This window comes from Blautia faecicola, from assembly GCF_004123145.1.
Taxonomy (GTDB): Bacteria; Bacillota; Clostridia; order Lachnospirales; family Lachnospiraceae; genus Oliverpabstia; species Oliverpabstia faecicola.
The window spans coordinates 1,758,059-1,778,453 of sequence record NZ_SDKC01000001.1 but is presented as its reverse complement, the minus strand read 5'-3'; the positions used below and the strand labels follow the sequence as shown (position 1 = coordinate 1,778,453).

Sequence of the window (20,395 nt, the reverse complement as noted above, 5' to 3'; positions counted from 1 at the left end):
CCTCCTTTTACTGTACCTGCTGAAGTCCCGTGATGTCCGGCTCGATCAGAAGAGAATAGTTGGTATAATATACGACAAATCCCGGTTTCCCGCCAGTTGGCTTCCGGAGATTTTTCTTCTGTGTATAATCAATTTCCACTTTCGGTGCCTGTCGGCCTTTGGAGTAGTAAGCAGCCAGTTTGCCGGCCTCCTCAAAGGTACGGTCCGGAAGTTCTTCATTTTTGGATTTTACAATCACATGCGATCCCGGCTGCCCTTTGGCGTGAAACCACCAGTCGTTGCCGGAAGCAAATTTAAAGGAAAGCTCGTCATTCTGAAAATTATTTTTTCCGACATAGATATCATATCCATCGCTGGAAATATAATGATACGGGCGGGAGGTGATTCGTACTTTTTTGCCGCCACCTGTATTTTTCCGTTTTACATAACCGTATTCCATCATCTCTTCTTTGATCTGTATCAGATCTTCTTCCGAAGATGCGATATCAAGAGAAGCGGCGATGGATTCAAGATGTTTGATCTCGTCCCCGGTTTCCTGTAAAAGCGTATCCAATGCCTCTTTGGTTCGCTTTAACTTACTGTATTTATCGAAATATTTCTTTGCATTTTCCTGTGGTGTCATTGTTTCATCCAGTGGAATCTTGATCATCTCGTTTGTGTAATAATTCAACGCTTCCATGGATTTTGCCCCAAGTTCTACTTCGTAGCCGTAAGTATTCAACAGTTCGCCCCAGACACGGTATTTTTCTTTCTTTTCGGTATCTTTGAGCTGTTTTTGCTGCAACTGATATTTTTTCACGTTTCGTTCCAGCGCATTCTGTACGATCTTTCGCAGATCCACTGTTTTCTGTCGCATCTTGGTGACGATATTCTTTTCAGCATAGTATGTCTCCAGTACCGGGAAGATCGAAGGGTAGGAGACGGAGCGGTAATCCTGATACTGAGATAACGGGAAACAGGAAAATTCTACCGGCTCTTTTCCTTTATATATAATGTTCGGCTCAAAATGTCCGTCCCGGATATCTTCCACCATGCGAAGAAAGGTATGTGCCAGATGCACCCGTTCTGCATCGTTAAGACCGTCCGTAGGGATGCCGCCGTCGATGCCGGCACGGTAGCAGACTTCTTCCGCCATCAACGGACTGATGCCTGTGATAGAAGTATAGATCGCTTTCGCCACATTCATCGGACGCGGGAAAATCTTTTCCCGGAAAAGCTCTTCGGTCAATGTGAACGGGTTCAGTTTTGACTGGGTTTCCGGGATAAAATACGGACGTCCCGGAAGAACTTCCCTGACAGAACTCATATGTGCGGATACGTGCTTGATACTGTCGATGATCTGATCTTCTTCGTTACAGAAGATAATATTGCTGTGTTTTCCCATGATCTCCACGATCAGATATTTGGTACACAGATCACCCAGTTCATTCAGATGCTCGATCGTAAAACGGATGATTCGTTCCATACCGGGCTGTTCTACCGCGATGATCTTGCCGCTTCCGATATGTTTTCTTAAGAGCATACAGAAGTTCGGCGCTGTCAGCGGGCTTGGTTTATTGGTTTCGGTCAGATAAATCAGCGGGAGAGAAGCACTGGCTGATAAAAACAAACGGTACTGTTTCCGCTGATTTTTAATGGTTATGATCAACTCATCATTTTCCGGCTGAGCGATCTTATTGATCTTGCCGCCGGTGATGGTCTGGTTTAATTCTGTTACAATATTTGCAATTGTAATTCCGTCAAAAGCCATAAAAACACACTCCTTCTTTGAATATTTTTATTATAACAGAAAAAAAGGATTTGACTAGGGTTTTGTAATGACTTATAATAAAAACATATGCATATTAAGCAATAATTAAGAATTATTTAAAGTGAGAGAACTATTATGATTAAAAGCATGACAGGATTTGGAAGAGCCGAGGCACAGGACGAGCAGCACAAATTTACGGTTGAGATCAAATCCGTAAATCATCGGTATCTGGACTTTAATATCAAGATGCCGAAAAAGCTCAGCTTTTTTGACAGTGCGATCCGTACACTGCTGAAAGAGTACATGCTGAGAGGAAAGGTTGATGTATTTATCAGCTACGAGGATTTTACACAGTCTCATATGATTCTGCAGTATAATCGGGAAGTAGCCGGTCAGTACATGGCTTACTTTAAGGAGATGGCAGATACCTTTGGTATCCGTAATGACATCACCGCAGCGGAGCTTGGCAGGTTCCAGGATGTATTTACAATGGAAGAAGCGGATTCGGATGAAAAAGAATTATGGGGGCTTCTGGAACAAGTTCTCCGGAAAGCCTGCGAACAGTTTGTTACAACACGGAAAACAGAAGGGGAAAACCTCCGCACTGATCTTGTGCAGAAACTTGATCAGATGCTTGAAAAAGTTGGAATGGTGGAGGAGCGTTCACCGCAGATTCTCCAGGAGTACCGGCAGAAACTGGAAGATAAGATGAAAGAACTATTAGGCGATACGCAGATCGAAGAGAGCCGGATCGCATCGGAAGTGATCATCTATGCAGACAAGATCTGTACAGATGAGGAAACCGTTCGCCTGAAAAGTCATATCCAGCATATGAAAGATGTACTTGCCGAGGGCGAGGGGATCGGTCGGAAACTGGATTTCATCGCACAGGAGATGAACCGGGAGGCAAACACGATACTGTCCAAGGCAAATGATCTCGAGACATCCAACCTGGCAATCGACCTGAAGACAGAGATTGAGAAAGTGCGGGAACAGATTCAAAATATTGAATAGTCCGCAGAATGAGGACACGGAATGGCCGGTTTTATTAATATCGGATTCGGTAATATTGTCAACCGGGACAAAATCGTTGCCGTAGTCAATCCGGATGCTGCCCCGGTAAAACGGATGGTGCAGCAGGGAAAAGAAGAAAAGAAAGTGATTGATGCTACCCAGGGAAGACGGACAAAAGCGGTGCTTGTCACCCAGGAAGGATTTCTGGTTTTGTCGGCATTGCAGCCGGATACCATCGGGAAGCGTCTTCATGCAGAAAAAATTATAGAAGAAAAAGGTGATCTGGATGAGTAAAAAAGGAAGTCTGGTAATTATTTCCGGTTTTTCAGGTGCCGGAAAAGGAACCGTAGTCAAAGAACTGATGAAGAACTATGACTGCTACGCGCTGTCCATCTCAGCGACTACAAGAAATCCACGGCCGGGTGAGGAAAATGGTCGGGAGTATTTCTTTAAGACCAAGGAAGAATTTGAAGAACTGATTCGTCAGGATGCACTGTATGAATACGCACGGTATGTAGATAATTATTACGGTACACCGAAAGCCTATGTCGAAGAACAGCTGGCAGCCGGTAAAGACGTGATCCTGGAGATTGAAGTACAGGGTGCACTGAAAGTAAAAGAGAAGAATCCACAGGCACTGTTATTATTCATAACCCCGCCGTCCGCCGAAGAACTGAAACGTCGTCTGGTAGACCGTGGAACAGAAACCATGGACGTGATCAACGGTCGTATGCGCCGTGCTGCGGAAGAGTCCGAGAGCATGGATCGTTATCAGTATCTGGTCGTCAATAATGATCTGGATACCTGTGTCAAGGAAGTTCACCAGCTGATTCAGAGAGAACACCTGAAGGTGTCCGAGAATCTTGATCTGGTTGCTGATATACAAAAAGAACTCAAAGAAATGAAAGGAGAATAAACTATGATACATCCATCTTATACAGAATTAATTCAGGCAGTAAACAAAGACGTTGAGGAGAGTGATACTCCTGTATGTAACAGCCGTTACTCCATCGTACTTGCTACCAGTAAACGTGCAAGACAGCTGATCGCAGGTGCAGAACCGATGGTAAATTATCCGCTGAACAAACCGCTGTCTATCGCAGTAGAAGAGGTTTACAAAGGAAAAGTAAATATCATTCCGGACAGCGAAGATGTAGAAGAGGCTGAGGCAGAAGCAGCTCTGGAAAAAGAACTGGAAACTGAAGAGGAAGCAGCAGAAGAAACTACAGAAGAGTAAAAAGGATCAGAAGGGATGTTGTGCAGATGCGTGCTGGCATCCCTTTTTACACGAACGGAAAGGATTTATTTATCTATGTATATATTTTTCATGTCTCTGGGATGTGATAAGAACCTGGTAGATTCCGAGGAAATGCTTGGTGCACTGGTAAGCCGTGGATTTGAAGTGACAGATGATGAATCACAGGCAGAGGTGATCGTTGTCAACACCTGTTGTTTTATCCATGATGCAAAGGAAGAGAGTATTCAGGCGATTCTTGATATGGCGAACTATAAAACCGAGGGTAATCTGAAAGCTCTGATCGTAACCGGATGTCTGGCACAGCGTTACAAAGAAGAGATCACCAAAGAGATCCCGGAAGTGGACGCAGTTCTTGGTACCAACAGCCAGGCGGCGCTTTTAGATGCCGTAGACGAGGCTTTGAAAGGAAAAGTAAGCCACGTATTTACACCGCTGGAAGGGATTCCACAGATGCCGGGAAAACGTATGATCACAACCGGCGGTTTTTATGAATATCTGAAGATTGCAGAAGGTTGCGACAAACACTGCACCTACTGCATCATCCCGAAGATTCGCGGAAATTACCGCAGTGTTCCGATGGAAACGCTGATCGAACAGGCAAAACAGCTGGCAGAACAGGGCGTCAAGGAACTGATCCTGGTGGCGCAGGAGACTACAATCTATGGAACCGATCTTTACGGTAAGAAATCTCTGCACCTGTTATTAAAAGAGCTGTGCAAGATCCCTGGTATCGTCTGGATCCGTGTTCTGTACTGTTATCCGGAAGAAATTTATCCGGAACTGATCGAGACGATCCGCGATGAGAAGAAGATCTGTCATTACCTGGATCTGCCGATTCAGCATGCGAGCGATAGGATCTTAAAACGGATGGGAAGACGTACCTCCAAACAGCAGCTGATCGATATCGTATCCACACTTCGAAAAGAGATCCCGGATATCGTTCTTCGCACCACACTGATCACCGGTTTCCCGGGAGAGACACAGGAAGATCATGAAGAACTGATGGAATTCGTGGATCAGATGGAGTTTGACCGTCTCGGCGTATTTACCTATTCTCCGGAAGAAGACACACCGGCGGCAACCATGGAAGATCAGATCCCGGAGGAAGTCAAACAGGATCGTCAGGCAGACCTGATGGAACTGCAGCAGGAGATTTCTCTGGAACGCGGAGAAAAATGTGTCGGAAAAGACTACCTGGTAATGATCGAGGGAAAAGTAGCAGACGAGAATGCTTATGTGGGACGTACTTACGCAGATGCACCGGGAATTGACGGCTACATGTTTATCAATACCGGCGAACTTCTGATGTCCGGTGATTTTGTGAAAGCACATGTGACCGGGTCCCTGGAATATGATTTGATAGGAGAGATTGCAGATGAATACACCGAATAAACTTACGATGCTTCGTGTTATTTTGATTCCGTTTTTTGTAGTATTTCTTCTTGGAAATTTTGGCACCTGGTCCAAATGGGTGGCACTTGCCATCTTTATCGTAGCCAGCCTGACCGATATGCTGGATGGCTATCTGGCACGCCGCGATAATCTGGTGACCAATTTTGGGAAATTCATGGATCCGCTGGCAGATAAGCTGCTGGTTTGCTCCGCAATGATCTGTCTGGTTGACATGTCCCGGATCCCGAGCTGGATCGTTATCATCATCATCGGACGTGAGTTTGTGATCAGCGGTTTCCGTCTGATCGCTTCCGATAACGGTGTCGTGATCGCAGCCAACTACTGGGGAAAATGCAAAACCGTCTGCCAGATGTTTATGATCATCGTCCTGATCGCGAACCTTGGTGGTGGATTTGTGGTTGTGGAACAGATCCTGATCTATGCTTCTCTGATCCTGACCGTGATTTCCCTGATCACCTATCTGTGGCAGAACCGCAGTGTTCTTTCCATGCAGGAATAACATACCGCAGAGATATTAAAGCAGGAAGAAAGGATATATGTATTTCATTTGCGAATACATATATCCTTTCTTTTGGTATCGATCCGATGGCGTTTCTCTTTTATCCCCGCCGGAGCATTTTCATCATCGACAGCATCCGGTCCATCTTTGCGGTTTCCTGCGGCGATTTTCCTTTTTTCAACGCCTTCGCGATCATATCCATTTCCCCCGGACTGAACTGCAGTCCGTTTCTTTTGGAATTGGCTGCGGCAGACATTAAAAACGCAAGCATTTCATTCTGATTCTTTTTGCTGCCCTGCTGTACCAGAGAATTTAACAGTGCCATCTTGGCGGGATCGATGCCTGCCAGTGTGGGGTCATTCATCCATTCCTGAGCCATGTTTGTCACCTCCTGATCAAAGTGGTTCTGCGGGTTCCTGCGGCATCTGCAAAATCTCCAGTGCGTGAAAAGCAAACAAGATCTGATCGATCGTTTCTTTCTGGCTGTCGCCTGCATACGTTCGAAGCTGCTGCAGAATGTCCAGAGGCTGTGAAGACCGGGGCTGCTCGGACATCATCGTCAGCTCTGCCGGTCCTCCGGAAAACATGGAGATCGTATGCGAAAGCTCCATCATTTTTGCATACAGGGCAAAGATCCGCTGGGCGCCTGCCGGGAAATACGGAACGGCTGCTTTTAACATTTGCAGAGAATCCTGCGCCAGCATCTGATCCAGAGGTGTCATCGGAGAGGTATGTTCTTCATTCATAAAAACTTCCCCGTTTTTTCTACTATCTTATGCTGCGCGCCGGAAAAAGAGACGCCGGCTGCATAAGATAACAGTAGGAATGTAACTGGTGAAAGGAAGTACTGTTATGAAGAGTCGAAAAAAAGAAGCGGAGAAACTGGTGATTGACGGAAATGCACTCTATGAACTGGATACCGAATGTCTGGAACGAAAACGGAAAGGAAATTCCTTGCAATCCACCCGGAATACCCCTATAATAGAACAGGCGAAAAATAATAAAATAAGAAAAAGGAGACGTTATGACAAATCAAACAAATGATGTAATTCGCGATGCCAAACAGCTCGGTATCCCGAAAATGTTAATCCTTGGTCTGCAGCATATGTTTGCGATGTTCGGTGCAACCATCCTGGTTCCGATCCTGGTAAACAGCTACTTTGTAGATGCCTGCGGCGAAGGTCCGACACGTGGTCTGACGGTTGCTGTTACCCTGTTTTGTGCAGGTTTCGGTACTCTGTTATTCCATGTATGCTCTAAGTTCCAGGTTCCGGCTTTCCTAGGATCTTCCTTTGCTTTCTTAGGAGGATTTTCTACTGTAGCCAACTTGAACACCGGTATGTATGCAACCATGAGTGTCAATGACAAGGCAGCGTATGCCTGCGGTGGTGTAGTTGTAGCCGGACTGATGTATCTGATTCTGGCTCTGATCATCCGTCTGGTAGGTGTAAAACGCGTAATGAGATTCCTTCCTCCTGTAGTAACCGGACCGGTTATTATCTGTATCGGACTTAGTCTTGCAGGTTCTGCGATCAACAACGCGTCCACCAACTGGTTCCTTGCCGTTGTTGCTCTGGCAGTCATCATCATCTTTAACATCTGGGGAAAAGGTATGTTCAAGATCATTCCGATCCTGATGGGCGTTGTGATCTCCTATGTGGTAGCGCTGATCATGAATGCGATGGGAATCACCAATCCGGACGGATCTGCGATCCTGAACTTTTCTTCTGTAGCTTCCGCAAACTGGGTAGGTCTTCCTCCGATGCAGTTCGCAAAATTTGATGTGACAGCGATCCTGGTTATGGCTCCGATCGCTATTGCAACCATGATGGAGCACGTAGGTGATATGTCCGCAATCTCTGCAACCGTAGGAAAGAACTTCCTGGCAGAACCGGGACTTCACAGAACACTGCTTGGTGATGGTCTGGCAACTGCTCTGGCAGGTTTCCTCGGTGGACCGGCAAACACCACATACGGAGAAAATACCGGTGTACTGGAACTGAGCCGTGTCCATGATCCGCTGGTTATCCGTATCGCTGCATGCTTTGCGATCATCGTCAGCTTTATCCCGAAGGTATCTGCGATCATCAGCACCATGCCGTCATCCATCATCGGTGGTGTCAGCTTCATGCTGTATGGTATGATTTCTGCAATCGGTGTGCGTAACGTAGTAGAAAACAAAGTAGATCTGACCAAATCAAGAAACCTGATCATCGCAGGTGTGATCTTTGTCTGCGGTCTTGGATTCAGCAATGGTATCACATTTACCATCGCAGATACTCCGATCACCCTGACAGCACTTGCTATCGCAGCCATCGCAGGTATTCTGCTGAACATTATCCTGCCGGGTAACGACTACGAATTCGGTGTCAACGAGTCCGGTGATGAGAACCGTGGAATCCATGCAAGTACAGGTAAAAAGAATGCATAATACGACAACCGAAAAATTATTTTCTTTTATTGAAAGCAGTCCAACTGCATTTCATGCGATCGAAACGATGCGGTGCAGACTGGACACAGAAGGTTACCAGCCACTTCTTGAGGGAAGTGACTGGAATCTGCAGGCAGGTGGAAAATACTATGTCATCCGCAACGGTTCTTCCATCATCGCATTCCGGATCCCGACAGCGGAATGGAAAGGCTTCCAGATCATGGCAAGCCACAGTGATTCCCCGATGTTCAAGATCAAAGAGAACCCGGAGATGGAAGCGGAAGGACACTATGTAAAACTGAACGTGGAAAAATACGGCGGTATGCTTTGTGCCCCGTGGTTTGACCGCCCACTGTCCGTAGCAGGTCGTCTGGTCGTGAAAGAGGGGAACCAGATCGTCACCAAACTGGTGGATGTAAAAAAAGACCTGGTCATGATTCCAAGTCTTGCGATCCACATGAACCGTGATGCCAACAACGGCGTAAAGTTCAATCCACAGAAAGATCTGCTTCCTTTGTACGGTGATGAAACCGCCAAAGGCACTTTTATGGCACGTATTGCAGAACTTGCCGGTGTTACCGAAAATGATATTCTGGCACATGATCTCTATGTATACAGCCGGACGCCCGGAAGTGTCTGGGGTGCTTCGGAAGAATATATTTCCTGCGGTCGCTTGGATGACCTGCAGTGTGCATTTTCTTCTCTGGAAGGCTTTTTGCATGCAAAAGACGGAGAGAGTATTCCGCTGCACTGCGTCTTCGACAACGAAGAAGTAGGAAGTTCCAGCAAGCAGGGAGCCGCGTCTACTCTGCTGTATGACACGCTGGTTCGCATCTGTGAGGCAATGGGTAAATCCCCTGCCGCATACCGCAGATATCTGGCGAACAGCTTTATGATCTCCGCGGATAACGCACATGCCGTACATCCGAATTACGCGGAAAAAGCGTGTCCGACCAACCGTCCGTATATGAACGGTGGTATTGTGATCAAATACAGTGCCAACCAGAAGTATACCACCGACGGCGTGGCAGCCGGTATTTTCCAGGAGATCTGCAAGCGGGCAGAGGTTCCGTATCAGACCTTCTTAAACCGTTCGGATATGGCGGGAGGTTCTACCCTCGGCAATATCTCCAACACGCAGGTGGCGTTAAATACCGTAGATATCGGACTTCCGCAGCTCGCCATGCATTCGCCTTACGAGACAGCCGGAAGCGAGGATACCGGGTATTTGATCCGCGCAGCGGCATATTTCTTTGAAAGCTCGATCTGCGAGGACGGATACGGAAGATATACGATTGAACATATGTAAATAAGCGTATTGTATACATATATAATTATGTTTATACTGCCAAAAGGCAGGTGCATCAAATTGCCATGCACCTGCCTTTTTTATCGTTTTGAGAATTCGGTCATCAGAAGCAGCCGTTTCCGTTTCCACATCCGCCGCAGAACAGAAGGATCAGCAGGATCAGGCAGCAGCTGTTGTCATTTCCGCATCCACATCCGTCATTGTTTCCGCAGCATGCCAGAAGGATCAGAACCCAAAGGATGCAGCTGCAGCTTCCGTTGCCGCCCCAGAGATTAAACAGTCCGGTTCCGTTGCAACCATTGTTGCATCCGTTATTACAGCCGTTGTTGCAACCGTTGTCGCATCCGCAGTTTGTAGCAGTGATATCACTCATTGAAGTATTCCTCCGTTTAGGATTGATTACACTTCATCTTATGGAACGGACAGGCAGATGGTTACGAAATTACCGGAAATTTTTTTATGTGGTGGAGATCGCACGGAACACCTGATAAACATCCAGTGTTCCATAGCCCCATTCCCGGTTGGGATAGAACAGATCCTGATTTCTCGCCGCTCCGCGGATCAGGAGATTCTTCATCTCGTAGGTCGATAGATACCGGGGAACCGGCAGATTCCGTCCCCATTCCATCAGAAGGGCACAACTTCCTGCTGTCAAGGCAGCAGCGGCACTCGTTCCGTCCCGCTGTATATAACGATCTCTGGCTCCGGGACCGGTTACATTCACCCCCGGGGCACAAAGATCCGGTTTTACCTGCAGATTTCTTGTATAACCACGGCTGGAGTTTAGATAGATGCTTTTGCTGTAGGCGTCGTAAGCGCCCGCTGTGATCACATACACCGAATTGCCTGGGGCTGTGATGGTTGTGTAAGAATCCGGCGTAAGGAATGTAACATTCGTGGAGATAAACCCACTGATGGGAAGCCACAGATGGAATTCGCTTCTGGAATTCCCGGATGCATAGACCTGGATCGTCCAGATACCCGGTGTGGGAGCCACAAACCGAAGAAAGATCAGCTGGCTGCCGGAAGTGCTCTGCACCACCTCATAATACAGTTCAATGCGCGTGCGGTCGAGAAAAAAGGGAATACTCTGCATCTGTCCCAGTCTTGCAGGTACACGCGGGATGACCTCGCCGGAGGGAGAGCGGAAACCGACAGAAAAAAGTTCCGGCGGGAAGCACCACAGTTCCACAAAGAATCCTTTGCATCCGTCCGGAACCAGGATTTCCACGGAGGCTGATTCCGTGTTGCCCGTAATGCTTCCAAAATAATGGTGTGCTTTGCCTGCTTCATTCCCCGCTGCGGTGACACTGGCGATTCCCGGAACCGTGCCAAGGTTCTGCAAGCTGATATCGAGCGGGGTATATCCCATATGATCCCCCTGATTACTTCCCAGCGCCAGGCACAACACCAGCGGCAACTGTAGACGGTCTGCCAGTTCTACAAGGTACTGGATTCCCGCCATAATATCATTTTCCTGATACACCGGTCCTTCGCCGGAATAAAAATAAAAATCCTGTAATGGCTGTTTTGCCTCTTTCAGTTTTACCACCGCAATCTGTGCCTCATCGGCTGCCCCGATAAATTCCTGCTGCCGATTTTCGCTTCCTGCCGCTACCCCGGTCACAAAGGTTCCGTGTCCCTGCGGATCACTGACCGGAACAAGTGAGAGTGGATCCTCCCGCCCGAGTGCTTCCTGAATCTGTTCTGCCGTATAGACCGTCCCGTACCCGAAAGGACCGTCCCCGGCGGGAGAGGGCAGTGTCTGATCCCAGATTTCCACGATCCGTGTTTGACCGGTTGCAGTTAAAAAAGCAGGGTGTGTGTAGTTGATCCCCGTATCCACAAACCCAAGTAATATATTTGCTCCATGAAGTTGTAATCCCGGCTGGTTCTGCGTCTGAAGGATTCCGCTGACTTCCAGACTGGTTGTGTCTAACGGAACATACAGATTCGGAACCAGACTGTACACAAACTGAATATTTCCCAGAATCGCATTCGAACGCATTGGTACATGGATCACTGCAAACTGGTCGTTCAGTATCGTAGGCGTATACGGAGCGATGATCTGCTGATAGTATACTTCCCCGATCTTTCCGTAGGGGATGATCAGATCCATCCTGTCATTTGCATAAATATCTTCCTGTTGCTGCGTCATAGTATACCTGTTAGTCTTTTTTTCTACTATATGCCCTGTTTTCTCTTTCCTTCTAACCTTTTGACCCTGGTATCATAACATAGAAAAAAGGCCAGATTTTCTATGCATGCAAATACATGGACGGGAACCGGTATCGGTGTTGCGATCCTCGATACCGGACTGTACCCTCACGCGGATTTTGGAGATCGGATCCGGGGATTTCAGGATTTTCTTGGACGCCGTCCTTACCCTTATGATGACTCCGGGCACGGAACTCATGTGGCGGGGATTCTTGCAGGGGACGGAAGTGCCTGTGAACGGCATTATCGGGGTATTGCGCCCGGCTGCCACCTGATTGCTGCAAAGATCCTTGATAAACGGGGAAACGGAAGATTACAGGACGTTTTACGGGCCCTGCAATGGATCTCAGCCAATCAGAAGCGCTACGGGATCCGTATTATCAATATTTCTGTGGGCGCTGCAGCAAAAGATTCAAAAGCCGCCACACGGCTGGTAAAAGCAGTAGAACAGGCATGGGATCAGGGATTTGTGGTGGTAACCGCGGCAGGAAATATGGGACCCGCATATGGCAGTGTCACAGCTCCGGGAAGCAGTAAGAAAGTGATCACCGTCGGAGCGAGTGATATGCTTGACCGGATCAGTTCCGTCTCCGGTGCAGGTCCGACGGCAGAATGTGTCTGTAAACCGGATCTTGTCGCTCCGGGCGCCGATGTGATCTCCTGTGCCAATAAAAGGAACAGTTATGCGATCAAAAGCGGAACCTCGATGTCCACACCAAAGGTCTCGGGTGCGATCGCTTTACTGTTGCAGAAAGATCCGCTTCTTACGAACGTGGAAGTGAAGATGCTGTTACGGGAATCCTGCATCGACCTCGGATATCCGAGAAACCGGCAGGGGTGGGGAAAACTGGATATCCGAAAGCTTCTCACGCTCTAAACGAAATGCAGAAGAGAAAAGCAGCTACGACCATGTTTTTCAGGATACAATCTCTGCCGCAACTTCATGCAGCCTCAGAGTCTCAGCATCTTGAAGTTGTGTGATATAAGATAGAAAAAGTCCGTGAAAACCGATTACTATTGGTTTCTCACGGACTTTTATTGTAGTTAAATGATGATTATTCGTCTTACTATATGTCTGACGGATTGGCAGCCTCCGGGCTGTCTACGCCAGTTCTTCCCATTTCGCATACAGTTCTTCCAATTTTTCTGCGATTTCCGCTTTTTCTTTCGAAAGCCGTACACATTCCGCCACATTGACGGCGACTTCCGGCTGCGCCATTTCCTCGTCGATCTCGCTGTCTCTGGTTTCAAGTTTTTCGATCTCGGCTTCCGTCTTTTTCAGATCATTTTCCCGTTTTCGAAGTCTCGCCTGTTCCTCTTTCTGCTGTTTCCAGTCGAGTTTGGTGGCAGAAACGGATGCATCTGCGACAGCCTCATCCTCCTTCGGCGCATAGATCTGTGTCAGTTCTTCTTTTTTCTCCAGATAATAGTCATAATTACCGATGTAATTAACCATCGCCTGGTTCGTAAGCTCCAGGATCCGGGTTGCGGTCTGGTTAATAAAATAACGGTCGTGGGACACATACAGAACCGTTCCGGTGTAGCGGTTGAGCGCCTGCTCCAGAATTTCCTTCGATACGATATCCAGGTGGTTGGTCGGCTCGTCGAGGATCAGGAAGTTTGCTTCCGAAAGCATCAGCTTCGCCAGGGATACACGACCACGTTCCCCACCGCTCAGGGCACTGATCAGTTTAAATACATCATCCCCGGTAAATAAGAACGCTGCCAGCACATTGCGGATCTCTGTATTGGTCAGATACGGGTACTCATCCGAAATCTCCTCAAAAATTGTTTTTTCCATATGGAGTACATGGTGTTCCTGATCGTAGTAACCGATCTGTACTTTGCTTCCCAGTTCGATTTCTCCCGCATCCGGCTCCACAAGACCATTTAAAATCTTGAGGATCGTTGTTTTACCGGTTCCGTTGGCACCGATGATTGCAACCCGTTCTCCGCGTTTTATCGAGAAATCTACGCCTGAGAAGAGATCCTGCTGTGGAAATGCTTTCGCCAGATCTTTTACCGTCAATACATCATTTCCACTGACCACTCGCGGTGTCAGTTCCAGATGCATCTCCGTATTTTCTTCCACCGGTTTATCCAGCACTTCGATCTTATCCAGCATCTTTTCGCGGCTCTCCGCACGTTTGATTGATTTTTCGCGGTTAAAAGATTTTAACTTTGCGATAACTTCTTCCTGATGCTTGATTTCCTGCTGTTGATTCATCCATGCTTTGTATTCCGCATCACGGATCATCGCTTTTTTCTCCGCATATGCAGAATAATTACCCATAAAGGTACGAACGTGTCCCCGGTCGATCTCAACCACCTTCGTCACGACACGATCCAGAAAATACCGGTCATGGGAGACAATAAATACAGCTCCTTTATAGTTAATGAGATATGTCTCCAGCCATGCGATCGAGTCCATATCCAGGTGGTTGGTCGGCTCGTCAAGAAGAATGATATCCGGATTGGATAACAGCAGGCGGCCGAGCGCCACACGGGTCTTCTGACCACCGGATAACGTACCGATCTTTCTGGAAAAATCCTCTTCCTCAAAGCCAAGACCTTTTAATACCCCCACAACCTCACTGCGGCAGGCATATCCGCCTTCCAGTTCGAACTGATGGGTCAGACGGGAGTAGGAAGAGAGCAGTTCATCCAGTTCCCGGCCGGTCAGCGTCTTCATCTGCTGTTCCATCGTACGGATCTTTTCTTCCATATCGAGCAGATATTGTTTGACAGAAAGCAGTTCCTCGTAGATGGTATTATCCCCGCTGACTTCCTGATGCTGTGCCAGATAACCGAGCGTTTTCCCTTTGGCAATAACTACCTCACCGGAATCTGCCGGTATTTCCTGCATGATAATTTTTAACAGGGTGGACTTACCGGCTCCGTTCGGTCCAATCAGTGCTGCCTTTTCCCGCTCTTCCAGATGAAAGGACACATCCTGTAAAATATCATCGGTTACGAATGATTTATTGATATTCTGACATGATAAAATCATGAAAAACCTCCTTAAATTTCACAAGTCTACCGAATATTATACATGAATGAGGAAAATTCGCAAGAAAATCGCAACAAAATCCCTAAGATTATTTGACAAACTTTTCACACTTAACTATAATAAAACTAATATGATGCAGGAGGAAAGCAGTGTGGAGGAAAAAGATATATCAAGAGCAGTCATCAAACGGCTCCCCCGATATTATCGTTATCTGGGAGAACTGATGGAAGATGGCGTAGAGAGAATCTCGTCCAATGAGTTGAGCGGACGGATGAAAGTGACAGCATCTCAGATCCGGCAGGATCTGAACAATTTTGGTGGATTTGGACAGCAGGGATACGGATATAATGTAAAATATCTCCATTCGGAAATTGCGAAAATCCTGGGTCTGGATCGCACACACAATATGATCATCGTAGGTGCCGGTAATCTCGGTCAGGCACTTGCCAATTATACGCAGTTTGAAAAACAGGGATTTAAGATTGTGGGAATCTTCGATGTAAACCCGGTCATGCGGGGAGTTTCCGTGCGTGGCATCGAGATTCGTATGATTGATGAACTTCCGGAATTTGTAAAAAATAATCATGTGGAGATTGCAACACTGACTCTTCCAAAAGCAAAAGCACTTGATATGGCGAAACTTCTGGTAGATGTGGGAGTAAAAGCGATCTGGAACTTTGCACATACCGACCTGAACCTTTTCATGCCGGATGATGTGATTGTGGAAAATGTACACCTTTCGGAAAGTCTGATGCGGCTGTCTTATAACCTGAGCCGCTTTGAGAAAGACCACCTACAGGAATAAAGAAAATTTCAGCGAGGCTGCTGCCGAAAAGGGCAGCAGCTTTTTTGCATTACACGTCAATCATTGGTCCGGTGGACCAAGTTTGATGATAGTGACAGGAGAGATCATAACTATGCAGATTTTAGTAACAGGAGAACAGATGAAACAGCTGGATCAGGCTACGATCCAAACGATGGGGATTCCGTCCCTGGTTTTGATGGAGCGGGCGGCACTTGCTGTATTTGATTGTCTGAGACAGCATTTTTCTCTGAAAAAAACACTGGTTGTGTGTGGTTCCGGCAATAACGGAGCGGATGGTATGGCAGTTGCAAGACTGCTGCATCTGGCAGGGTATTCGGTGGATCTATATCTGGCGGGCAATCCCGCTTCTTTTACCGAAGAGATGAAGATCCAATGGCAGGCAGCCAAAAATTATCAGGTATCCATAGTCAACAACTGCCGGTTTTCTGAATATACTACTATCGTAGATGCACTTTTTGGCGTCGGATTATCCCGGGAATTGTCAGGAAAATATCAGACTCTGGTGGATGCGATCAATGCTTCCGGCGTTCCGGTTCTCGCGGTGGATATTCCTTCCGGCATCCATGCGGGAACGGGACAGGTTATGGGAACCGCTGTCCGGGCAGCAGAAACCGTTACGTTTGCCTACCGCAAACTAGGGATAAGCCTGTATCCGGGAACCGTCTATGCTGGTAACGTCCAGGTAAAAGATGTCGGAATCTACGGTGCATCCAAAGGAATTTATGCATTGGATAAAGAAGCCATTTCCTGGCTTCCCGCGCGGGATCCGGGAGGTAATAAAGGAACCTTCGGAAAAGTCCTTCTGATTGCGGGCAGCCGCAACATGAGCGGCGCCGCGTATTTTTCCTCGAAAGCAGCACTTGTAAGCGGTGCCGGAATGGTCCGTATCCTGACCGATGAGAGCAACCGGACGATCTTACAGCAGCAGTTTCCGGAAGCCATGCTCTCGGTTTACGATTCCTCCATGCAGCACGAGAAACTTGCAGATGTTCTGAAAAAAGCCATGCACTGGGCAGATGTAATTGCGATTGGTCCGGGGCTTTCCACTTCCAAAACAGCAGAGGATTTGCTGCAAATGGTATTGACATTCCGCCAGAGCAAGCCTATAGTCATGGATGCAGATGCTTTAAATCTTCTGGCAAAACGAAAAGATCTGCAATCACAGTGTGACGCTTCCTGTATCCTGACACCCCATATGGGAGAGATGAGCCGACTGGCAGACTGCACCATCGGTGATCTGAAGGCACATCCGCAGGAAGCTATGGAAACTTTGTACAGACAATGTCCGTGTACTCTGATCATGAAAGACGCACGCACCTGGATCCGGACAGCAGACGGAGTATATTATCTGAACCTGACCGGTAATCATGGGATGGCTACTGCGGGTTCCGGCGATGTTCTATGCGGGATCACAGCAGGACTGCTGGCGCAGGGGATGCGTTCTTCTCAGGCAGCACCATTTGCCGCATGGCTTCATGGAATTGCCGGTGATCACGCTGCACAGGAAAAAGGAGCGCGTTCCATGACTGCCTCAGATATCCTTTCGGGGCTTTGTGTACAATTGCAGATGCTTGATCGAAAAATTGCCAGAAAAGAAGATACAGGAGAAAATAATTATGAAAAATAACAGTCGGATCTATGCCGCCATCCATATGGATGCGCTGGAACAGAATCTGGAAAATATGAGAAAAAATCTTACACCGGGAACGAAGATGATCGGCGTGATCAAAGCCAACGCTTACGGTCACGGATCCGTTCCGGTTGCCCGCCTGATGGAGAAAAAGGATTATATCTGGGGATATGCGGTGGCAAATGTACCGGAAGCGGAAGAACTTCGGGAGGCTGGAATGAAAAAACCGATCCTGATTCTTGGCTATGTCTTCCCGGAAGATTATCAGACACTGGTGGATTTGGAGATCCGACCGGCAGTATTTGATTATGAAACAGCTGAGCTTTTATCTCAGGAAGCACAGAAAGCCGGAAAAGTACATCCGATTCATCTGGCATTCGATACCGGCATGACCCGGATCGGTTTCCGTCATCCGAAAGAAAGTATCCCGGAGATCCTGCGGATCAGCAAACTTCCGGGCATTACGATTGAAGGTGCTTTTACACATTTTGCAAGAGCAGATGAGCAGGATCTGACCTTCGCACACCAGCAGTTTGCGAAATATCAGGAATTTCTGATGCTGCTCGAAGAAGCAGGTATTCAGATTCCTGTCCGTCACTGCAACAACAGTGCGGGAATTCTCTGGCACCGCGAGGGCGATCTGGATGCGGTACGTCCGGGAATCACGCTCTATGGAATTGCTCCTTCCAACGAAGTTGTCAATCCGGGAGTGGAACTGCACCCGATGATGGAGCTGAAGAGCCATATTTCCTTTGTCAAAGAAGTAGAAGCCGGCGTTGCCGTAAGCTACGGAGGAACCTTTGTCACAACGAAGGACTCTACACGGATCGCAACCATTCCGGTCGGCTATGCGGACGGCTATCCGCGCTCCCTCTCTAATAAGGGATATGTACTGATCAATGGAAAGAAAGCACCGATCATCGGAAGAGTCTGTATGGATCAGTTCATGGTCGATGTATCCGATATTCCGGAAGCGGTTCGCGGAAGCGAAGTAACGTTATTGGGAACGGATCACGGTGCTGCGATCACTGCAGAGGCACTCGGTGACCTCTCCGGTCGTTTTTCCTATGAACTGGTCTGTTGCATCACAAAACGCGTACCGAGAATCTATCTGTAAAAACATTCGTTTATAAAGTTCTTATATACCTGCATACACCGGATAATCATGGAAATACTATAGATGTCAGAACAAAGAATACTAAAGTTCTGGCAGAACATAGGAATCGGAGTGTGGAGAATGTGAATATAAGAAGAGGAGATATTTATTACGCGGATCTTCGTCCGGTAGTGGGAAGCGAGCAGGGCGGGATCCGTCCGGTACTCATCATTCAGAACGATATCGGCAACAAGCACAGCCCGACGGTGATCTGTGCCGCCATTACTTCCAAGATGAACAAAGCCAAACTGCCTACGCACATCGAGATCAACGCGTCTGCCTATGATATTGTCAGAGATTCAGTGATTCTTCTCGAACAGCTGCGCACCATCGATAAAAAAAGGCTGAAAGACAAGATCTGTCATCTTGACCCGGAAGCCCTTGCAAAAGTGAACAAAGCGCTGAAAATCAGTCTGGAACTTCCTACATAACATGGAGTTGCTTGACGAATAAATGGTAAGGTGATATACTTTTTCGGGCGTAACCGTGTGTTTACGCCTTATCATTCTATAATACGCACAGGAAAAAGGAGTGTATATGGATAGTAGTGACAACCCGGTCGCCGGGTGGATGTTATTTCTGCTGTTTATAGTGATCAACAGTATTTTTTACGGATTTGGTTCCGCGATCCAGAATCTCAACGAAAATGAGGTCGAAGACAAAGCGGAACAGGGAGACAAAAAAAGCAAACTTCTCCTTCACATCATAAACGCCCCCGGACCACTGATTCATACGGTACAGTTTTACCATATGCTGTTAAGTTTTCTGGTGGGTTATATACAGCTGAAAAGTGTCATGTCAACCGTTTCTGTCTGTCTTTCCCGCACGGATGCAGGCACGTTTTTTGAACAGACACCGGGACAGATCATACTGTTTGTACTGGTACTTTTCATGGATATGATTCTTCTTGCGACCTTCGGTATCCTGGTTCCGAAAAGAATCTGTTCTCATCATGCCACAGGTGCCGCTTACCGGCTGGTACATATGGTGCAGGCAGGGATTTTTCTCGCCTGGCCGGTTACAAAACTGATGGAACTGTTAACCAATCTCACGGTACGACTTTTCGGCATTGATCCGAACCACACCGAAGATGATGTAACGGAAGATGAGATCATTGATCTGGTGGATGAGGCTCATGAACAGGGAATTATCCAGGAGAACGAAGCGGAGATGATCCAGAACATCATGGAATTCCATGATAAAGCGGCAAAAGATATTATGACACACCGGAAAAATATCAATGCACTGGATGATACCACGCTGTTAAAAGATGCCATCCTGTACATGTCAGAACACAGCAATTCCCGCTATCCGGTCTATCATGAAGATATCGATAATATCGTAGGATTTATTCATATCAAGGATGCGATGGAACATCAGAACCGTGCAGAGTATGAGAGTAAAAGTCTGATGCAGATTCCGAAATTGGTTCGTTCCGTAGCCTATATTCCGGAGACACGCGGCATCGATTCGCTGTTTCAGGCGATGCAGAGCAAGAAGATCCATATTGCGATCGTTGTAGACGAGTACGGACAGACAGCCGGACTGGTGACGATGGAAGATATCCTCGAAGAGATCGTAGGAAATATTTTCGATGAATACGATGAATCCGAAGAATTTATCCAGCCACAGTTTGACGAAAGTATCCTGATGGACGGTCTGACCCCGCTCGACGATGTGGAGGAAGTGCTCGGCATTGATCTTGGCGATCATGCGTTTGAAACCTTAAACGGATATCTTACTTCACTGTTAGGACATATCCCTACAGCTGAAGATAAAGAGATACATGCGAATGGATATTGTTTCCAGATCCTTTCTGTCGAGAACAATATTATTCAAAAAATAAGAGTAGAAAAAATACAATAGAAAAAGGAGTTTTTAT

The 20,395-nt window shown here is 47.2% G+C and carries 21 protein-coding genes; 15 read left to right on the top strand and 6 right to left on the bottom strand.

Translation table 11 applies throughout. The annotated features are described in order from the left end of the window. Positions 1-7: 7 nt before the first annotated feature. Positions 8-1,750: an Rqc2 family fibronectin-binding protein gene (locus tag ETP43_RS08030; RefSeq protein WP_129257687.1), complete on the bottom strand. Its 1,743-nt coding sequence runs from the start codon at positions 1,748-1,750 to the stop codon at positions 8-10. A 135-nt stretch (positions 1,751-1,885) separates the two neighbouring features. Between ETP43_RS08030 and ETP43_RS08025 the strand changes: the two genes are divergently transcribed. From ETP43_RS08025 to pgsA, 6 genes are all read left to right on the top strand, one after another. Beyond that, a complete protein-coding gene (locus ETP43_RS08025) occupies positions 1,886-2,764 on the top strand; it encodes a YicC/YloC family endoribonuclease (protein WP_022398493.1) in 879 nt (292 codons plus the stop codon). A gap of 21 nt (positions 2,765-2,785) precedes the next feature. Beyond that, positions 2,786-3,058 (top strand): DUF370 domain-containing protein, encoded by a 273-nt coding sequence (locus ETP43_RS08020; RefSeq protein WP_022398494.1) that lies wholly within the window; start codon positions 2,786-2,788, stop codon positions 3,056-3,058. Further along, positions 3,051-3,680, top strand: coding sequence for a guanylate kinase (gmk, locus tag ETP43_RS08015; protein WP_129257686.1), 630 nt, complete (start codon positions 3,051-3,053; stop codon positions 3,678-3,680). Before ETP43_RS08020 ends, gmk begins: the two co-directional genes overlap by 8 nt. Before the next feature lie 3 nt (positions 3,681-3,683). After that, entirely contained in the window at positions 3,684-4,001 is a 318-nt protein-coding gene (gene rpoZ, locus ETP43_RS08010; RefSeq protein ID WP_129257685.1) for a DNA-directed RNA polymerase subunit omega, read from the top strand. A 75-nt stretch (positions 4,002-4,076) separates the two neighbouring features. Continuing rightward, positions 4,077-5,414: a 30S ribosomal protein S12 methylthiotransferase RimO gene (rimO, locus tag ETP43_RS08005; protein ID WP_129257684.1), complete on the top strand. Its 1,338-nt coding sequence runs from the start codon at positions 4,077-4,079 to the stop codon at positions 5,412-5,414. Next, positions 5,398-5,934, top strand: a complete 537-nt coding sequence (gene pgsA / locus ETP43_RS08000; protein WP_022398498.1) for a CDP-diacylglycerol--glycerol-3-phosphate 3-phosphatidyltransferase — start codon at positions 5,398-5,400, stop codon at positions 5,932-5,934. Before rimO ends, pgsA begins: the two co-directional genes overlap by 17 nt. Positions 5,935-6,034: 100 nt before the next feature. On the opposite strand, the gene ETP43_RS07995 is transcribed toward pgsA, so the two are convergent. Both ETP43_RS07995 and ETP43_RS07990 read right to left on the bottom strand, forming a co-directional pair. Beyond that, positions 6,035-6,313, bottom strand: coding sequence for a hypothetical protein (locus ETP43_RS07995; RefSeq protein ID WP_022398499.1), 279 nt, complete (start codon positions 6,311-6,313; stop codon positions 6,035-6,037). A 16-nt stretch (positions 6,314-6,329) separates the two neighbouring features. Further along, positions 6,330-6,680, bottom strand: coding sequence for a hypothetical protein (locus ETP43_RS07990; RefSeq protein ID WP_022398500.1), 351 nt, complete (start codon positions 6,678-6,680; stop codon positions 6,330-6,332). 106 nt (positions 6,681-6,786) lie between these two features. Here ETP43_RS07990 and ETP43_RS07985 point away from each other — a divergent pair, with 106 nt between their 5' ends. Genes ETP43_RS07985 through ETP43_RS07975 form a run of 3 tightly spaced genes read left to right on the top strand, consistent with a single transcriptional unit; the run spans position 6,787 to position 9,674 of the window. Further along, entirely contained in the window at positions 6,787-6,978 is a 192-nt protein-coding gene (locus ETP43_RS07985) for a hypothetical protein (RefSeq protein WP_129257683.1), read from the top strand. After that, a complete protein-coding gene (locus ETP43_RS07980) occupies positions 6,959-8,365 on the top strand; it encodes a uracil-xanthine permease family protein (protein ID WP_129257682.1) in 1,407 nt (468 codons plus the stop codon). Before ETP43_RS07985 ends, ETP43_RS07980 begins: the two co-directional genes overlap by 20 nt. Then, positions 8,358-9,674: a M18 family aminopeptidase gene (locus tag ETP43_RS07975; protein ID WP_129257681.1), complete on the top strand. Its 1,317-nt coding sequence runs from the start codon at positions 8,358-8,360 to the stop codon at positions 9,672-9,674. The genes ETP43_RS07980 and ETP43_RS07975 overlap by 8 nt, the downstream gene beginning before the upstream one ends. A 103-nt stretch (positions 9,675-9,777) precedes the next feature. Here ETP43_RS07975 and ETP43_RS07970 read toward each other — a convergent pair whose 3' ends face one another. Together ETP43_RS07970 and ETP43_RS07965 are read right to left on the bottom strand one after the other, a co-directional pair. Further along, positions 9,778-10,047, bottom strand: a complete 270-nt coding sequence (locus ETP43_RS07970) for a chorion class high-cysteine HCB protein 13 (RefSeq protein ID WP_129257680.1) — start codon at positions 10,045-10,047, stop codon at positions 9,778-9,780. An 84-nt stretch (positions 10,048-10,131) separates the two neighbouring features. Then, positions 10,132-11,832: a S8 family peptidase gene (locus ETP43_RS07965; protein WP_129257679.1), complete on the bottom strand. Its 1,701-nt coding sequence runs from the start codon at positions 11,830-11,832 to the stop codon at positions 10,132-10,134. A gap of 102 nt (positions 11,833-11,934) precedes the next feature. Between ETP43_RS07965 and ETP43_RS07960 the strand changes: the two genes are divergently transcribed. Continuing rightward, a complete protein-coding gene (locus ETP43_RS07960; protein WP_129257678.1) occupies positions 11,935-12,768 on the top strand; it encodes a S8 family peptidase in 834 nt (277 codons plus the stop codon). 225 nt (positions 12,769-12,993) lie between these two features. On the opposite strand, the gene ETP43_RS07955 is transcribed toward ETP43_RS07960, so the two are convergent. Then, the gene (locus ETP43_RS07955) at positions 12,994-14,901 is read right to left on the bottom strand and encodes an ABC-F family ATP-binding cassette domain-containing protein (protein ID WP_022398507.1); all 1,908 of its coding nucleotides are present in this window, start codon (positions 14,899-14,901) and stop codon (positions 12,994-12,996) included. Positions 14,902-15,052: 151 nt separating this feature from the next. Between ETP43_RS07955 and ETP43_RS07950 the strand changes: the two genes are divergently transcribed. From ETP43_RS07950 to ETP43_RS07930, 5 genes are all read left to right on the top strand, one after another. Continuing rightward, positions 15,053-15,706: a redox-sensing transcriptional repressor Rex gene (locus ETP43_RS07950; RefSeq protein ID WP_129257677.1), complete on the top strand. Its 654-nt coding sequence runs from the start codon at positions 15,053-15,055 to the stop codon at positions 15,704-15,706. 112 nt (positions 15,707-15,818) lie between these two features. Next, the gene (locus ETP43_RS07945) at positions 15,819-17,354 is read left to right on the top strand and encodes an NAD(P)H-hydrate dehydratase (RefSeq protein ID WP_129257676.1); all 1,536 of its coding nucleotides are present in this window, start codon (positions 15,819-15,821) and stop codon (positions 17,352-17,354) included. Next, complete coding sequence (alr, locus tag ETP43_RS07940; RefSeq protein ID WP_129257675.1) at positions 17,344-18,474, top strand: alanine racemase; 1,131 nt, start codon at positions 17,344-17,346, stop codon at positions 18,472-18,474. The genes ETP43_RS07945 and alr overlap by 11 nt, the downstream gene beginning before the upstream one ends. 122 nt (positions 18,475-18,596) lie before the next feature. Then, a complete protein-coding gene (locus ETP43_RS07935) occupies positions 18,597-18,944 on the top strand; it encodes a type II toxin-antitoxin system PemK/MazF family toxin (protein WP_022172455.1) in 348 nt (115 codons plus the stop codon). A 106-nt stretch (positions 18,945-19,050) separates the two neighbouring features. Then, positions 19,051-20,379 (top strand): hemolysin family protein, encoded by a 1,329-nt coding sequence (locus ETP43_RS07930; protein ID WP_129257674.1) that lies wholly within the window; start codon positions 19,051-19,053, stop codon positions 20,377-20,379. Positions 20,380-20,395 lie beyond the last annotated feature (16 nt).

Bases quoted from the DNA above. Each gene is read 5' to 3' on its own strand.
- ETP43_RS08030 (WP_129257687.1), bottom strand. From the start codon at position 1,750: ATGGCTTTTGACGGAATTACAATTGCAAATATTGTAACAGAATTAAAC.
- ETP43_RS08025 (WP_022398493.1), top strand. From the start codon at position 1,886: ATGATTAAAAGCATGACAGGATTTGGAAGAGCCGAGGCACAGGACGAG.
- ETP43_RS08020 (WP_022398494.1), top strand. From the start codon at position 2,786: ATGGCCGGTTTTATTAATATCGGATTCGGTAATATTGTCAACCGGGAC.
- gmk (WP_129257686.1), top strand. From the start codon at position 3,051: ATGAGTAAAAAAGGAAGTCTGGTAATTATTTCCGGTTTTTCAGGTGCC.
- rpoZ (WP_129257685.1), top strand. From the start codon at position 3,684: ATGATACATCCATCTTATACAGAATTAATTCAGGCAGTAAACAAAGAC.
- rimO (WP_129257684.1), top strand. From the start codon at position 4,077: ATGTATATATTTTTCATGTCTCTGGGATGTGATAAGAACCTGGTAGAT.
- pgsA (WP_022398498.1), top strand. From the start codon at position 5,398: ATGAATACACCGAATAAACTTACGATGCTTCGTGTTATTTTGATTCCG.
- ETP43_RS07995 (WP_022398499.1), bottom strand. From the start codon at position 6,313: ATGGCTCAGGAATGGATGAATGACCCCACACTGGCAGGCATCGATCCC.
- ETP43_RS07990 (WP_022398500.1), bottom strand. From the start codon at position 6,680: ATGAATGAAGAACATACCTCTCCGATGACACCTCTGGATCAGATGCTG.
- ETP43_RS07985 (WP_129257683.1), top strand. From the start codon at position 6,787: ATGAAGAGTCGAAAAAAAGAAGCGGAGAAACTGGTGATTGACGGAAAT.
- ETP43_RS07980 (WP_129257682.1), top strand. From the start codon at position 6,959: ATGACAAATCAAACAAATGATGTAATTCGCGATGCCAAACAGCTCGGT.
- ETP43_RS07975 (WP_129257681.1), top strand. From the start codon at position 8,358: ATGCATAATACGACAACCGAAAAATTATTTTCTTTTATTGAAAGCAGT.
- ETP43_RS07970 (WP_129257680.1), bottom strand. From the start codon at position 10,047: ATGAGTGATATCACTGCTACAAACTGCGGATGCGACAACGGTTGCAAC.
- ETP43_RS07965 (WP_129257679.1), bottom strand. From the start codon at position 11,832: ATGACGCAGCAACAGGAAGATATTTATGCAAATGACAGGATGGATCTG.
- ETP43_RS07960 (WP_129257678.1), top strand. From the start codon at position 11,935: ATGCATGCAAATACATGGACGGGAACCGGTATCGGTGTTGCGATCCTC.
- ETP43_RS07955 (WP_022398507.1), bottom strand. From the start codon at position 14,901: ATGATTTTATCATGTCAGAATATCAATAAATCATTCGTAACCGATGAT.
- ETP43_RS07945 (WP_129257676.1), top strand. From the start codon at position 15,819: ATGCAGATTTTAGTAACAGGAGAACAGATGAAACAGCTGGATCAGGCT.
- alr (WP_129257675.1), top strand. From the start codon at position 17,344: ATGAAAAATAACAGTCGGATCTATGCCGCCATCCATATGGATGCGCTG.
- ETP43_RS07930 (WP_129257674.1), top strand. From the start codon at position 19,051: ATGGATAGTAGTGACAACCCGGTCGCCGGGTGGATGTTATTTCTGCTG.